Origin of the sequence: Methanolobus sp. ZRKC4, assembly GCF_045291305.1 — an archaeon.
Lineage (GTDB): Archaea > Halobacteriota > Methanosarcinia > Methanosarcinales > Methanosarcinaceae > Methanolobus.
Genome location: NZ_CP146983.1, coordinates 1,612,881 through 1,626,834 on the forward strand (window position 1 = coordinate 1,612,881; position 13,954 = coordinate 1,626,834).

At 36.6% G+C, this 13,954-nt stretch carries 12 protein-coding genes, 1 tRNA gene and 1 pseudogene; 8 read left to right on the forward strand and 6 right to left on the reverse strand.

Going from position 1 to position 13,954, the window contains the following annotated elements:
* Nucleotides 1–82: 82 nt before the first annotated feature.
* From V7O67_RS08385 to V7O67_RS08400, 4 genes are all read left to right on the forward strand, one after another.
* Entirely contained in the window at nt 83–823 is a 741-nt protein-coding gene (locus V7O67_RS08385; protein WP_406669855.1) for a hypothetical protein, read from the forward strand.
* A 123-nt stretch (nt 824–946) separates the two neighbouring features.
* Nucleotides 947–1,702, forward strand: a complete 756-nt coding sequence (locus tag V7O67_RS08390; protein WP_406669856.1) for a peptidylprolyl isomerase — start codon at nt 947–949, stop codon at nt 1,700–1,702.
* A 145-nt stretch (nt 1,703–1,847) separates the two neighbouring features.
* Nucleotides 1,848–1,933: transfer RNA gene (locus tag V7O67_RS08395), tRNA-Ser, on the forward strand.
* Nucleotides 1,934–2,292: 359 nt separating this feature from the next.
* On the forward strand, nt 2,293–2,583 hold the full coding sequence (locus tag V7O67_RS08400) for a hypothetical protein (protein ID WP_342305297.1): 291 nt from the start codon (nt 2,293–2,295) through the stop codon (nt 2,581–2,583).
* Here the strand turns inward: V7O67_RS08400 and V7O67_RS08405 are convergent.
* Nucleotides 2,522–3,543, reverse strand: a pseudogene (locus tag V7O67_RS08405) (IS630 family transposase). The gene V7O67_RS08400 and the pseudogene V7O67_RS08405 sit on opposite strands and share 62 nt — an antisense overlap.
* Nucleotides 3,544–4,080: 537 nt before the next feature.
* On the opposite strand from V7O67_RS08405, the gene V7O67_RS08410 reads away from it, so the two are divergent.
* Nucleotides 4,081–4,731, forward strand: coding sequence for a hypothetical protein (locus tag V7O67_RS08410; RefSeq protein ID WP_342305296.1), 651 nt, complete (start codon nt 4,081–4,083; stop codon nt 4,729–4,731).
* Nucleotides 4,732–5,039: 308 nt separating this feature from the next.
* Here the strand turns inward: V7O67_RS08410 and V7O67_RS08415 are convergent, their stop codons facing one another.
* Entirely contained in the window at nt 5,040–7,817 is a 2,778-nt protein-coding gene (locus V7O67_RS08415; protein WP_342305295.1) for a PAS domain S-box protein, read from the reverse strand.
* Nucleotides 7,818–8,034: 217 nt separating this feature from the next.
* Between V7O67_RS08415 and V7O67_RS08420 the strand changes: the two genes are divergently transcribed.
* The gene (locus tag V7O67_RS08420) at nt 8,035–8,655 is read left to right on the forward strand and encodes a LysE family translocator (protein ID WP_342305293.1); all 621 of its coding nucleotides are present in this window, start codon (nt 8,035–8,037) and stop codon (nt 8,653–8,655) included.
* A 210-nt stretch (nt 8,656–8,865) separates the two neighbouring features.
* Nucleotides 8,866–9,054 (forward strand): hypothetical protein, encoded by a 189-nt coding sequence (locus tag V7O67_RS08425; protein ID WP_342305292.1) that lies wholly within the window; start codon nt 8,866–8,868, stop codon nt 9,052–9,054.
* A gap of 101 nt (nt 9,055–9,155) precedes the next feature.
* Here V7O67_RS08425 and V7O67_RS08430 read toward each other — a convergent pair whose 3' ends face one another.
* On the reverse strand, nt 9,156–9,920 hold the full coding sequence (locus V7O67_RS08430) for a hypothetical protein (protein ID WP_342305291.1): 765 nt from the start codon (nt 9,918–9,920) through the stop codon (nt 9,156–9,158).
* Between the two features lie 701 nt (nt 9,921–10,621).
* On the opposite strand from V7O67_RS08430, the gene V7O67_RS08435 reads away from it, so the two are divergent.
* Nucleotides 10,622–11,176, forward strand: a complete 555-nt coding sequence (locus tag V7O67_RS08435; RefSeq protein WP_406669857.1) for a flavodoxin family protein — start codon at nt 10,622–10,624, stop codon at nt 11,174–11,176.
* A gap of 115 nt (nt 11,177–11,291) precedes the next feature.
* On the opposite strand, the gene V7O67_RS08440 is transcribed toward V7O67_RS08435, so the two are convergent.
* The 3 genes from V7O67_RS08440 to V7O67_RS08450 form a co-directional block, all read right to left on the reverse strand.
* Nucleotides 11,292–12,305: an exonuclease/endonuclease/phosphatase family protein gene (locus V7O67_RS08440; RefSeq protein WP_406669858.1), complete on the reverse strand. Its 1,014-nt coding sequence runs from the start codon at nt 12,303–12,305 to the stop codon at nt 11,292–11,294.
* Nucleotides 12,306–12,545: 240 nt separating this feature from the next.
* Nucleotides 12,546–12,776: a hypothetical protein gene (locus tag V7O67_RS08445; RefSeq protein WP_342305287.1), complete on the reverse strand. Its 231-nt coding sequence runs from the start codon at nt 12,774–12,776 to the stop codon at nt 12,546–12,548.
* A gap of 554 nt (nt 12,777–13,330) precedes the next feature.
* On the reverse strand, nt 13,331–13,699 hold the full coding sequence (locus V7O67_RS08450) for a hypothetical protein (protein WP_406669859.1): 369 nt from the start codon (nt 13,697–13,699) through the stop codon (nt 13,331–13,333).
* Between the last annotated feature and the right edge of the window lie 255 nt (nt 13,700–13,954).

The following is a 13,954-nucleotide window of genomic DNA, read 5'->3' on the forward strand; positions in this document are numbered from 1 at the left end:
ATGGTTCAATATGCTTATCACAAACCACATTCTATTAGATATATCTAACTATTACTTATCCATCCATTCGGTGAGAGATGATATGGTATACGAACATCGAAATAACGTGTGGATAATACGGACAGGCTATTGTGATGAGCAGGAGAAGACCTGTATTGAAAGAGATTTCATTTCATTTGACCTGAACATGCATGTTACGGACCTGTTCGGGAATGAGCTTATGGATATGAAGCACCATCCTCCAAATTACAAGAAATATATGCATTTTGGGGATAAGTTCCGGGATTTTGACCAAAGGTTCAGGAAAGAGTTCGAGGATGCCATTCAAAATATGGATTGTTCTGCGGATAGGCCTGAAGTAGTGAAGAAGATGAAACGGCTTAACACTAAGCTTGAGAAGTTTGACGAGGAAGTGAAGCAATTCGATGCTACTATGCATAAGTTCGATGAGTTCGAAAGAATAGAGCAGATGAAAAAAGCCCTGCTTGCCAGACTCACTTCACCCCCGGATGACTTGCTTGAGGTGTGGGCTAAGGATTTGCTGCATTTCATCAAAGATATAAGGATCTATGATCTCATTGTTATTCCTCTGATGTGCGACAAACAGGTGGCAGTTGGCAGGGTTCGGGATAATTACAAGTATCGGGAAGGCAAAGGTGTCCTGAGCCACAGCAGGAAGATGGATTGGCATGATACCAGAGTCCCTTTTGAGAATATGTTCTTCGGTTTTGATGAGATACTGGAGTCAAAGTCATCGATAACACTTCTTGACGATGATGCCAGGGATTTTGTCCAGGGTATTGTTGTAGATGAGACTTTCTGATCATTATTCGCTATTTTCCTTCTTCTTTTTTATTTTACTGGCAAAAGGTTCTTAAAGACATATGCGTATAGCGTGCTGGTAATTACACTCATAAATAATGACAGGTTAGTAGAGTTGATCGATTTGGCAATTGAGAAAGGCGATTTCATAAAGATACAGTACACTGGAAAGTTTGACGAAGGTACGATTTTTGATACCACTGACGAGCAGCTGGCAAAGGATAACGGAATATATAATCCCCGTGGTGTATACGGCGGCGATGTTGTGGTTGTCGGCTCCGGCCAGACAATCAAAGGTCTTGATGAGGATTTCGAAGGTAAGGAAGCAGGATACTCCAGCACTCTGACTGTTGCTCCTGAGAATGCATTCGGTGCACACAACCCTGCTCTTGTTGAGACTGTATCAGTCACCAAACTGAAGGACCAGCTGAAGGATAAGAACCCATATCCTGGAATGCCTGTGGAACTCAATGGAAAGCGCGGTGTCATTTCCCAGGTTATCGGCCGTAGGGTACGTGTTGACTTCAACCATGCTCTTGCAGGTAAGGAAGTCGAGTATGAGTACACTATTGAAGAGAAGATCGAGGACAGGATCGCTAAAGCACAGGGCCTTCTTTCACTCTACACCGGTATGCCTGAGATCGAGGTAGAAGTAACTGATGAGGTTATCAGAGTATTTACTCCTATTGAACTTAGCTTCAACCAGAGATGGCTTGTAACAAAGATGAACATAGCCAACGAGCTTATCGACAGGCTTGGCATCCCCAACCTTGAATTCGTTGAGAAGCACCCATATGTCCCACCAGAGGCAGGGGCAGAGGAAATTGTAGAAGTGCCAGAAGCTCCTGCAGAAGAAGAAGCTGAAGCTACAGAGGAATAATCTTCCTCTTTTTACTTCACTTTTATATATCACCTCCACAACAATTACATAAATTCACAAAATCAAGACGAATTACCGTCAAATATCGTTTTTGAGTCAAAAACCTTATATTCAAGTGTGCTGTTTAGGTAAATCCATTCGACATGCTGAGGTAGCCAAGTGGACTACGGCGCCGGTCTTGAAAACCGGTAGTGCTAACGCGCTGCGAGAGTTCGAATCTCTCCCTCAGCGTCGAAATCTTTTTTGAAATGTTGTTTTTTGTTTAGTAGAATTAATTTCTTAACTTAATAGCAAATAATCTATTTTGTAGACATCCTATTATTAAGTAATTCCGAACCACAGGTAAACGCAGATATGATTGCATATGTGCTTTTGTAATGGGTAGAATTATTTTTAATTGAGGGCAGGTTTTCTTTCAATTCTGTAAATACAATTCTTTGAGAGGAAGTAAAATGAACGTTTTTTCTGAATTTGAATATATAAGGAGTTACTGCTGCTTCTCAAATAAATGCTTAAATATTATGCTGTTTGTTATATAAAATACAAGTATATATTTTTTTGTGGATTGTTGCTATAAACTGGTGCTAAAAATGGATTCAAAAAAGTTACTCATTATCAGATATTCGATCGTATCGTTGATATTACTCTCATGTATCGGAACAGTATCCGCTGCTACACACACCGTAGGTAGTTCCGGATATGACTTCACCACAATAAATGATGCAGTTACAGCTGCAAGTTCAGGTGATACCATTCTTGTAAATGATGGCACCTACACTGAAACAATAACTGTTGCCAAGGAACTCACAATTATAGTTACTAACTTAATATTTTTAACTTATCATCCAGAAATGTCTCAATCCATTTTCTTGCGAAGCTAATCTTTGATGAACAATCAATAAACGCCTCAGCAATCAGATTTTTCATATGATCAAGATCTTTCACAAAATTGCGAGAAATAATTCTTTTGACACTTTTCCAGATGAATTCGATTGGATTCAAGTCGGGTGAATATGGAGGTAAATAGACCAATTCAATATCATTTGCCTGTGCAAATTCCACTGTATATTTTGCTCGATGTGATCTAAAATTGTCGAGAATAATTACGATTCTCTCTCCCATGTTATTGTTTTTAACAGCTGATAAAAACGAACATACATCCTCCTTGGTTGAATGTTCTTTGAAATCAATAACAGAATTACCATTCAATGCATAAAAACCGAAGGAGTTTGCTTTTATCCTGGTTGTGTTTTTGAAGATGGCAGGTTTATTGAAAGACCATAAACGAACCGTATTTGATGTTGTTTGGGGAGATGATTCATCAAGAAATCCGATAACGCAATCATCATCGATTAACGGTAAGTTTTTTTTAAACAATCTTCTGCATTTTGTGGTCTTCGATAATCATGCGCATATGGTTTGGCATGATGCATGCCAAACTTCTTCAAGATCACTAGTATTTGCTTAATGGTGTATTGAACCTTAAATTCATTATAAATGAGTTCCTGAACTTCTTTTGTAGACCAATCATCTCTTTCATGTAACATGTCCCTTAGTTTTTCTTTTTGATCATCAGTGAGTTTGGAAGGACATCCTCCTGAAAACCTAGGCTTTAATCCTTCATATCCGTCTTGATTCCACCGCTCTTGCCATTGATATGCAACGGGTTTTGATATCCCTACAAGTTTAGCTGCTTCATTAACAGAAGCTCCTTCATAACGATGTTTAACAAAATATAAACGTTGTAGAACTCGTGTGTCTTTCTCTAATGACTTAATATGTTTAAGTAATTCTTCTGATGAAAGATGATGCTTTATCGGAATTTGTTCGGGTTTAGCCATACAGTATTGTTATACTCAATTAGTATTAAAAGTTTGGTTAATAGCTATAATACTATTCTTCCTTCGTGTGCATAATAATAGCTAAAATTGCCAATTTGTGTTTATGTACAAAACTGTGAACACTGGTTATTTTCTTGAAAAACAACTCGAAAAGACAAGGTGAGTACTTGGACAGCTTACTATATCTTCAAGAATATTAGAACAAAATCTTGCACTCATCAGGACAAAAATCTAAAAACCAAATCAAATTTAACAACATTGTTATTAAGGTGTTTTGATGATATAAACTGCATTAAAAGTTGTTCTATAGATGGATTTTTAGTCCCAATCACTTTTAATTAAGTTAAAACGTATTTTTCCTGTTTTAATTCTTAATTTATGCTTTTGTAACATGCTGTGCCTACTATGAGCCTATTTTGCTGTTGGAGATATTTAAGCGAAAAGTAGATATCTTTAACCTATTTAGGACAATGCTTGAGAAGGATTAAATAGTATCCAAATTAACAAAATAGTATCCAATGGGGATGGGGTATTCAATTGAAAACAAATGTAACTAATAATGTAATTTTGCTTCTGGTCCTTAGTATGATCTGTGTGGTTGTCATGAGTTCCGGCTGCATGTCTAATACTGACCTAGGTGCAGATAACGACAACAAGACACCAGAGCAAATCTTACCAGAAGTTGATCAGGATGTTGGTGTTATTACTGATGATGAGGACCAGATATTGGAAGAAACCCAATCTGAAGATACGCCAACCGAAGTAGTTTTGGTTGATACGGCTGCCGAGGAAGTTTCAGTCTCTGAACAGTCAAGTGAGCAATCATCCTCTACTGCTAGTATATCACAATCTGTGCCCCATGTGACACTTCAGGCTTCAGCATTAGGTGATGCTAGATATCTATTTGAACATCAGAATGGTGATGATATGGATCTTGGAGAGCTAAGATTGATTATTTCTTCGCACGGTTCAACAGCAGTCTATTCTCCAATTACTGAAAACCATGAAATTATGAATAAAGGTGATCAAATGATAATTGATGTCAACTCTGGTACTTTTACGATCAATGATGATCAGGTTACTGTAACAATTCCTGAGACTACTGATTCTTCAGTTGTTGACACCAGCATAATACTGTTTCATATTGGTTCTGATCAAATGATAGCATACATGACAGTAAGCGGTTGATCTCATTTTTGGGATCAATTGAAAGCAGCAATGTGAATCCTCTTTAATGAAACTATAGTAAATTATCCATAAAGGATGAACATGGAAATCACAGGATGGCATCCATGTTTAATTTTGTGAAAATTAAGGACGAAATTACAATGGAATGCCTTAAGCAGATATTTGTGCTGCCGTCAATCTCATTCTCTAGGATGCTGCATGCGTCCTTGATCAGATAAAAGAAGCAGATGATGATGCTTTTGGGATTTATGGAAAACTTCCATATGATTCTATTTAAAGTAAAAAATAGAATTAGTTTCCTTATTAATTCAGAAACCCTGATTTTCTATGGTAAATGAAAAAGTACTTCCTTTTTCTTCTTTTGTTTCAAGCCATATCTTTCCGTTGTGCATTTCAACGAAGCGTTTTACAAGGGCCAGTCCCAATCCAGTGCCGCCGTATTTTCTTTTATTTGATGCATCGATTTGCATAAAAGGATTGAATATATCATCCTTCATGTGTTCTGGAATTCCAATACCAGTGTCTGAAACAGATATTTGGATACCATTATCTGTTCTGGTGCCAATTACGGTGACTTCTCCTGCATCTGAAGTAAATTTAATAGCATTACTGAGTAGGTTGAACATTATTTGTTTAAACTTCAATCTATCAGCAAATATCTCAATACCGTTAATTTCATCCCGTAATATTAAGTCAATATTTTTCTTATTTGCCAATGGATACATAGAGGCTCGGATCTCAGTAAGTGTTTCAGAAACCGTGAAGTGCTCACAATCAAGTTCCATCTTGCCAGCTTCTATTTTGGACAAGTCAAGAACATCATTTATAACTTCTAAAAGGTGTTTTCCACTTTTACTTATATGAGCCACATGTCTGGCCTGTTTTTCATTCAGCTTGCCGAACATATTAGAACACAGTATATCTGAAAACCCTATTATGGTTGTAAGAGGGGTACGCAGTTCATGACTCATATTTGCAAGGAACTCTGATTTGATACGGTCATTTTCTTCTGCCAGCATTTTAGCCTGGAGCAAAGAGTGTTCTGCTCTTTTCTTTTCAGTAATGTCACTTGCAAACACAATATAGCGTGTTTCTGAAAGTTTGAGTGCATCTATCCTCATCCAGTAAACACCTTTGTCTTTGTGAATGGCAAGTAATTCAACGGTTGTAAAGCCACTGTCCTTCACTTCATAGTTACTTTTATGTGCCCTGGACTGGAATTCCGGGCTTATAAGGTCATAACCAGTCATTTCCAGCAATTCACCTTCAGAATATCCTGTAATTACAGAGGCAGTCTTGTTAACTTCCAGATAGTTCCAGTCTTCATTTGCTATAAAAATTCCATATGGTGCATTCTCGATGTAGTTTCTGAATTTAGCTTCACTTTTTCTCAGAGAATCTTCAGCTAGCTTCCGCTCAGTGATGTCGTGATAATTTAACATAATTCCATTGATAGCAGGTTCGTGCAAGAGGTTAATAGCTGTGAATTCTATCCATTTGTAATTGCCGTTTTTACAGAGATATCTGGTTTCTGCAGTTTTCTCTGCTTCTGGCATGCGAAGGAGCATGGAAAAAAGATTTTTTGCGTCCTCCAGTTCGTCAGGATGAATGTTATCCCATACAGAAGCACCGACGAGTTCCTTCGTTCTCCATCCGAACCACTTCTCTACGTTTGGACTCTTGTATCTGTTTATTCCGTCATTGTCAATGATAGCTATTATATCAGTACTGTTTGCGATCATTGCACTCTGCTTCGCTTCACTTTTGCGCAAGGCATCTTCAGCTTGTTTACGCTCAGTGATATCATGGTAGTTCAATAAAATCCCCATGATGGCTGGATCTTTCAGGAGGTTAGTGGCTGTGAATTCTATCCATTTGTAACTACCATCCTTACAACGATACCTGAAGTCTGCATTTACTGAAGCACCTGGCCTGTCTACAATCGTAGCAACTATTTCTTGCGTATGGATCCGGTCATCAGGATGGATATTTTCTAATGCGGGCATTCCAACAATCTCTTCTGGTTGCCATCCGAACCATTTTTCGATATTAGGACTTTTGTATCTGTTTATTCCCTTCTTATCGATGATAGCTATAACATCTGAAATGTTTGCAATCATTGCGCTCTGTTTTGCATCACTTTGTATTAGAGCTTCTTCTGCATGCTTCTGTTTGCTTATATCTCTGAACTCAACAACCCTGACCATTTTTCTTTTGTATGGGATGTTCTTTGCTTCTAACCTGAGGGGATACTCTGTACCGTCTTTCCGACGTCCCATTGCTTCATATGCTTCCTCATAACCTGCATTGATATTGCTTATCACTTGACCTCTGTAACTCTCGGCCATAAGTAGTAGTCCATCCATTCCGATTAGTTCGTCAAGTGTGTAGCCGGTCATTTCGGAAAGGCCTAAATTGCAATCAATTATGATATTATCCTCATGAATGAAAATACCACCAAAAGATGCGTTGTGGAGCGCTTTGAATCTCTCTTCGCTTTCTCTTAGTTCATTTTCTGCTCTTTTATGAAAAATAGATTCTCCGATGCCATCAGCAATTACGGTTAGGAGGTTAATGTCGTCTTTGTGCCATTTACGAGCTTCTACACAATCATCAAATCCAATGAAACCCCAGAATTCCATACCTGTAAAAATTGGAATTATCAGTACTGAAAGAATACCTTGCTCAGCAAGAATTGTTTTTTCGGGATCATCGAGTTCTTCTACTCTATGTGCAAAGTGATTCCTTGCTTCAAATATAGGTAGTAGTGTCGGTGCTCCTTCACTGTACGGTAAGTGTTGAATATCAGGGTTATCTATTTGTGGTTCGATACCTTCAGATACGATCTCATTGGTCTGTGACATACAAAGACCCAATTCAGGATCATCTTCATTTTTAAAAATATATGACCTGCTATTTTTAACAGTTTGATGAATTTCTTCAAGTATTTGGGGTAAGATATTTTCAATGCTATCCGGTTCAAGTAAAAGACGCATGCATTTGACTGTTGCCATCTCATAGTCCAGTCTTCTTTTGAGTGATTCTTCAATCTTTATCAGATCTTTACTCTTATCCGAGATATTCATTTCATCAAATTCCTTTATTAATGCTGAATACTGTTGTTCTGTAATTTTATATTTCTTTTAGAGTATCGCTTTCAAATTGTGTATTAATGGAAATTCTGTTAGACTTCATGTATATTGTATGTACTGCCTATTTATATAATTTGATATATGCTTATTAATACTTATCAGTCCTTGAAACAAAACCTTTAAAACTGTTTGACTGATATGCCATTAAAATATGCTTTTTATCAATGAGTTCCTGTTATCTGGAATAATTCTTGGTTTTGCTGCAGGTATTTCTCCAGGACCATTACTGGCGATGGTAATTTCCGAAAGTATACAACATGGGTCAAGAGAGGGGATAAAAGTTGCGTTATCTCCATTGATAACAGATATTTTGATAGTCTCATCTATTCTACTGATCCTGTCGCATTTTGGAAACCAGGATTTTGTAATTGCTATCATTAGTTTGTCAGGTGCAGTTTACCTGATATATCTTGGGATATCTTCATTTAAATCTGAAAGCAATGATTTTGACATTGCAAGTCAAAAGAGAAATTCATTGAAGAAGGGAATTTTAGTCAATTTTCTGAGCCCGCATCCTTATCTGTTCTGGATCACAATTGGTGGTCCCATTCTTTTCAAGGCACTTGATGTTGACATATGGGCTACCGTTCTATTTGTTTTCGGATTTTATGCTCTTCTTGTGGGCTCAAAGATTTTGCTTGCACTTGTTGTAGGAAAATCCGGACATTTCCTGAAAAGCAACTATTATCTTTACACTATCCGTGCGCTTGGTGTGGTTTATCTTGTTTTTGCTTTCTTTTTTATTAAGCAGGGTCTTGATTTGCTGGGATGACTACAATTACTTTTTTATTAAAACTTACTTAAACATACTATTTCCTAATTAAATTTCTTATTGTTATTAATATAAATTAGAGTTAATACATAATTTTTTTCTTTGTATTGTTTTCTTTAAAAACAGTATCAATTAACACTGTTACTCCAAAAATTAATAGAATACTCATCTAATATATTAATTATCATATCACTAAATGGAGTATTAATTATGGTAGAATGTGAACTACTTTCAAAATGTGGATTCTTTAATAAGTACCAGTCAGAAAAGCAAGCAGCATGCAAAGGATTCATTGCCTTGTATTGCAAAGGTCCTAAAATGGATGAGTGTAAAAGAAAAGCTTACAGGAAAGAGAACGGTGTTGCTCCTTCAGATGACATGATGCCTTCAGGGCAATGATTGTAAATTGATTTTATGTTTGCATGAATATTTAGATTGACGTAACTCTTATTAAACCAATTAAAAGTGCAGCCTCACTTCCGCTCTTTTTATTTTCGTGTTCAGGATATTACAACACCATATTTCACAAACACTTTGGCAAATGCCAACCTGAGATTTTCTGACTCTGTTTTGATATCTGTTAAATTACCTGATGCTACTGAATAATTTAGTACTCCAATAGCGCTATCAACCTGAGCAAGAGCAGGTTTGTATCCATCATCTGCACTTTCCGGTTTTTCAGCATCTTTGACAGCCTGCCACTCCTCTTTCAGAGTAGGAATATAGGCTGCAACCATTTCTGTATCGTTGGCATTTGCAGCATCAATTGCTTCTTCCATCGATGCATGGAATACAGTAAGAAGATCTCCCATATGTATAACATCGTTCCTTTCATGCAGGCCGAAGAAAAGGTCCCTCATAATTTCAAGAGTACTATGCGCAGTTTCAATGTCGCCTTCTTCAAGCATTTCCTGTGAATATTCCGCTATTAGAACTGCTCTTTTTATTTCACTTGCCCAATTTTTATCATTGGTATACATCTCAGGTGGTGCTTCTCTATATGTATCAGATACATATGTGAGCTTGCCTACAAGTTCATCAATAGAGGACTGTGATGCTGAAACATTTTTCTGGCTTGTTGATACAAGTGCTTCAATATATACTGTATTTGCCTCTGCCATAATTTCGGCAAATTCTATTTCATCTACAATGACAGGAATCGCTGCCGTATCGTCTTTATTCTTGACTTGTTCATCGACGCAACCTGCTATAAGAAAAGTTGATATTATTATGAGGGAATAAACGAAAAGTAACTTCAGTTTCATAATTATAGGCACCCTGCAGGAATATGGTGTGCCACAATATAAATTTATGTGATTTGATTAATCATAAATTTAATTTAATTCTGAGGTGTGCGAAATAACTGACGAGGTACGAAAGTTAGGAGGATTCGAAGAAAGAAAACACACCTCAGAACAAATGCTTACTATAACAGTTCCATATTATATCTGATAGTTTTAATAATTTATGGTGTATATATGACACATCTGATATATTTACTTAAAATTTCAGTAACTATTCAGCCTGATAAAAACGCTATCAATAACAATCTTGACAAAAAGTTGAAACGTAAATTTCATTAGGATCATTTATTTTGATTGTTGCTATTGATTGCTTTTTTGATTGTTAGATTGTTAGTGAGCAGACATCTCTATTTCGATGAAATCAGTACCAATAGGCAAATCGTGCCAGGCTGAATAGTTACAAATTTCATTTCTGATCGCTATATTCAATTCTGCATTGGCGCACTGCTTCCATTACAGAAATACTCCTTTTCTCAAAATAAGTAAGCAATACTCGACTCTTGGTGTTATCTCCGGGTGCGTTTTGTGCCTGAAACGACTATATTTTCTAGGTTTTGTCGTAAAAAAAAGTGTGTGTGGAATTTAAATATAGCATAAGCTCATTTAGCATTCGAATACTTTTCAAAAAAGTAATCACTTATAGGTAAAAGGAAATGATTCAAATGAAGGTAGTAGGTTTTGTTGGAAGTCCAAGAAAGAATGGAAACACCGATATGCTTGTCCAGCAGGTTCTTGATGGAGCAGTAGAAGCAGGTGCTGATGTCGAGAAGTTCTATATTAATGATATGGATATAAAAGGATGCCAGGGGTGTAATTATTGCAGAGCTGTGGATGAATGCAAGCTTAATGATGACATGACAAAAGCCTATGAAGCTTTAAAGAATGCAGACGGGTTTGTATTTGGATCACCAATATACTTCTTCCAGTTCACAGGTCAGATGAGACAGTTCATTGATCGCTGTTTTGCTCTTATTAACCCTGATTTCAGCTCACGTCTGGATGCCGGTAAAAAAGCTGTGATAGTAGGTGCACAGGGTGCTCCTGATGCTGAAGCTTTTACATCTGTATATGAGGAATTCTCCCGAGTACTGCAAATGTTCGGAATGGATGTCCAAGGAACTTTTGTGGATATAGGTCACCATGCACCCGGTGAGGTAAAGGAAAACACCGAACTCATGGAACAGGCAAAGATGGCTGGTTCCCAGCTCTTTAAATAATTCTTCAGTAAAATAGCATGCACTCCGGGTGCATGTTCTTTTTTTCTTCAACAATTTTCAATTTCAATTGTTCTCAAGCAGTTGATGACGATAAATAAAAATTAAAAGAAGGGAGTTAATCCCTGTCATTAACTGCAATGAACTCTGCATAGACTGGGTAATGATCAGATACTGCCACAGTTTCATCATATGTTAAATTGTATTCCAGATCATATCTGAAGACCCCGAACTCTCCTGTAAAGTCACTGTCGTCTGTTAGGATTATTCTATCATAGGTGTAATCTGTGGATTTGGTTGTTGTATCCTCACTGTCATCGATCAGCCAGTAGTATTCATCCAGATCTGAGGTAGAATCTTCATCGAAATATGAACCGTCTGCGTTGAGATCTCCCATGATTATGAAATCCTGTTCATCTGGATAAATGCTTTGTGAGTATTCCAGAACATCATCAAGTGCATTGATCTCTTCTGTGGCCTCATCAGGATCTGTGTGGATGACTATGAGAACTGCATCATAATTTCCATTGACCGCCCTGAAAGAGGCAATGTAAGGTTGCCTGTGGAACGGATCTGTTCCTTCTGGTTCAGGGTAGGACAATGCTTCGCTTGTAATTAATATCGTGTCAGTGTTGAAAACGTAGGCATATTGTTCCTTTGAGCTTGTTCTGCCGAGTCTTTCACTGACAACGTATTCATAGTTTGAACCATCAGAGTTGACTAGATCTACCAGCTCAGGAAGGGCAGTTTGTGACTTGTCGCGGATTTCCTGGATGGCTATTATATCGTATGTCCTTGTGATGTCTGCCAGGACTTCCATTACCTCGGGTTTATCGGCTTTTGAGACACCGAATACCTGAATATTGAATGATCCAATTCGCAATTTTTCTGTCAGGTTCATTTTTGGTTCAGGTGCAGGAGCCTGGTTACCGCGATTATTTTCTCCATTATCGGATATATCGGTAGTAGAAGCCAGAGGAGTCTCTTTCTCTTCATTTACAGACTGTTCAATATTTTCCTGCACATTTGTTTGAATTTCTATATTTTCTGTTTGTTTGTCAATTAGGATTATTTCATCTGTAACATTTGTATTTTTCTCATCTGAAAGACAACCGGTTGTAAAACTTGCCAACACACAGGTTAAAATGAATAGACTAACAATTTTTTGCATCGTATGATACTCCATTTGAATATCATTTGATTGCATGCTAGCGATTTATACTTATAGTCTGTCTTTTGAAGCTGTTTTTACTTTAAAATAAGTAATTTATAAATTTGAATGAAAAATATTACGTGCAGGTACAGATAAATTAGTAATTAAGTATAATTATAAATAAAAGTAATCAATTATTACTTAGAACACGTAACAACATTATGACCGGCTAACTTCTGCATTTTGTATTCTGTGTGAAACACTTATAACACTTTTATTAATAGGACAGTCTTCAAGTATACTATCATTTAAGGAAATAACTGGCACAGGATTTTTCATTTTAGGATGGCCACAATAATATGCGGTTCCAACTTTAGTTTTTCCTGAAACTCCTGCACATTTAGAATAAAGGGGAATATGTTTTCTATAATTGCATGTTGAGCAGTTCATTTTTCATCGTCCTTGATATTGGTAGTACCTAATTGATAAATTTTGTATCAAATAGAGTACTTAGCTAAATAGAGAATGCGGCATAAATTATATGATAAATATATTTACACCCGCTTATTATATCTATTCTCTTTTATTATATTTATGCTAAACCCTATAGTATACTGTTACTATTATATGCTTGCGTATATTTTTTCAATAACAGCTGGCATATTTTATATAGTATGTCTACTAATATTTTAAATGACAAAAAGGAAGCGTGATAATACCACCACAATCTCATTATAGTACCATACCAACCAACTTTATATTATGAGAATATCATGCTTCCTGCTTGTATTTTCTTAGCAAGTAATGCTCAGAGGATTAATCTTTTTTTAATTATTATGCTAAAATAAAATATGAGATCGGCTCTCTACAGAGCCGAAAGCCTCATTTGAGTAATTAAGGTAATCTTGACATACTTGACAAGAATGTGCAGTAATAGCTTGAATTTAATTTCTTTCTTTTTGGTACTGTTTTAGTTGTTAAATTCTCTTGCTTTGCAATCATTATCAAACAATTCCCAGATCAAGTGCCAGTGACAATATGATTACAATTATTGAGAAAGCAAATATCACCAAATAATTCATGCGTTCCTTTGATACGGACAAACTCCACATAATGTATTGCAATCCACGGTAGTCATCATCGCTCAAAGGTGTCTTGTTCTCTATCTTTTCCAGTAGTTCCATGTCCTTAAGAACACTCACCCGGCGTGTTGCAATATGATATCTGTGTGCGAAGAACAACAGGTATCCAAGGACACCTAGGTAGAAAAGAGCTTTTGCCAGAATCCCATTATAATAATCTGCAATGATTATCAATCTAAGAAATATTGCTGATATCATTCCTACCCAGAAGTAGAACTGGATTCTCTTCATGCCGTAAGCCTCAGGGACATGTATGCTGTTTAAGTTATTGACAATTTGAGTCATTGTATCTTTCTACCTGTATTTTTTTTCTAAATTTGTCTGATCGAAAAACTACGTTTTTCAATCCAAACATTTAGCAGAATACAGAATCCCTTTACCGTCTTAATAATATTTAAAGTTATTGTATATAGGATGTATATACAGACAAAATAAGATCTCAATAATTGCCTTTTGCTTTTTTTAGGTATATGGATTGGCGCAATT

Excerpts from the sequence above, each read along its gene's own strand:
- V7O67_RS08425 (WP_342305292.1), top strand. The coding sequence starts at position 8,866 with ATGGTAGAATGTGAACTACTTTCAAAATGTGGATTCTTTAATAAGTAC.
- V7O67_RS08435 (WP_406669857.1), top strand. The coding sequence starts at position 10,622 with ATGAAGGTAGTAGGTTTTGTTGGAAGTCCAAGAAAGAATGGAAACACC.
- V7O67_RS08415 (WP_342305295.1), bottom strand. The coding sequence starts at position 7,817 with ATGAATATCTCGGATAAGAGTAAAGATCTGATAAAGATTGAAGAATCA.
- V7O67_RS08420 (WP_342305293.1), top strand. The coding sequence starts at position 8,035 with ATGCTTTTTATCAATGAGTTCCTGTTATCTGGAATAATTCTTGGTTTT.
- V7O67_RS08450 (WP_406669859.1), bottom strand. The coding sequence starts at position 13,699 with ATGAAGAGAATCCAGTTCTACTTCTGGGTAGGAATGATATCAGCAATA.
- V7O67_RS08430 (WP_342305291.1), bottom strand. The coding sequence starts at position 9,920 with ATGAAACTGAAGTTACTTTTCGTTTATTCCCTCATAATAATATCAACT.
- V7O67_RS08445 (WP_342305287.1), bottom strand. The coding sequence starts at position 12,776 with ATGAACTGCTCAACATGCAATTATAGAAAACATATTCCCCTTTATTCT.
- V7O67_RS08400 (WP_342305297.1), top strand. The coding sequence starts at position 2,293 with ATGGATTCAAAAAAGTTACTCATTATCAGATATTCGATCGTATCGTTG.
- V7O67_RS08385 (WP_406669855.1), top strand. The coding sequence starts at position 83 with ATGGTATACGAACATCGAAATAACGTGTGGATAATACGGACAGGCTAT.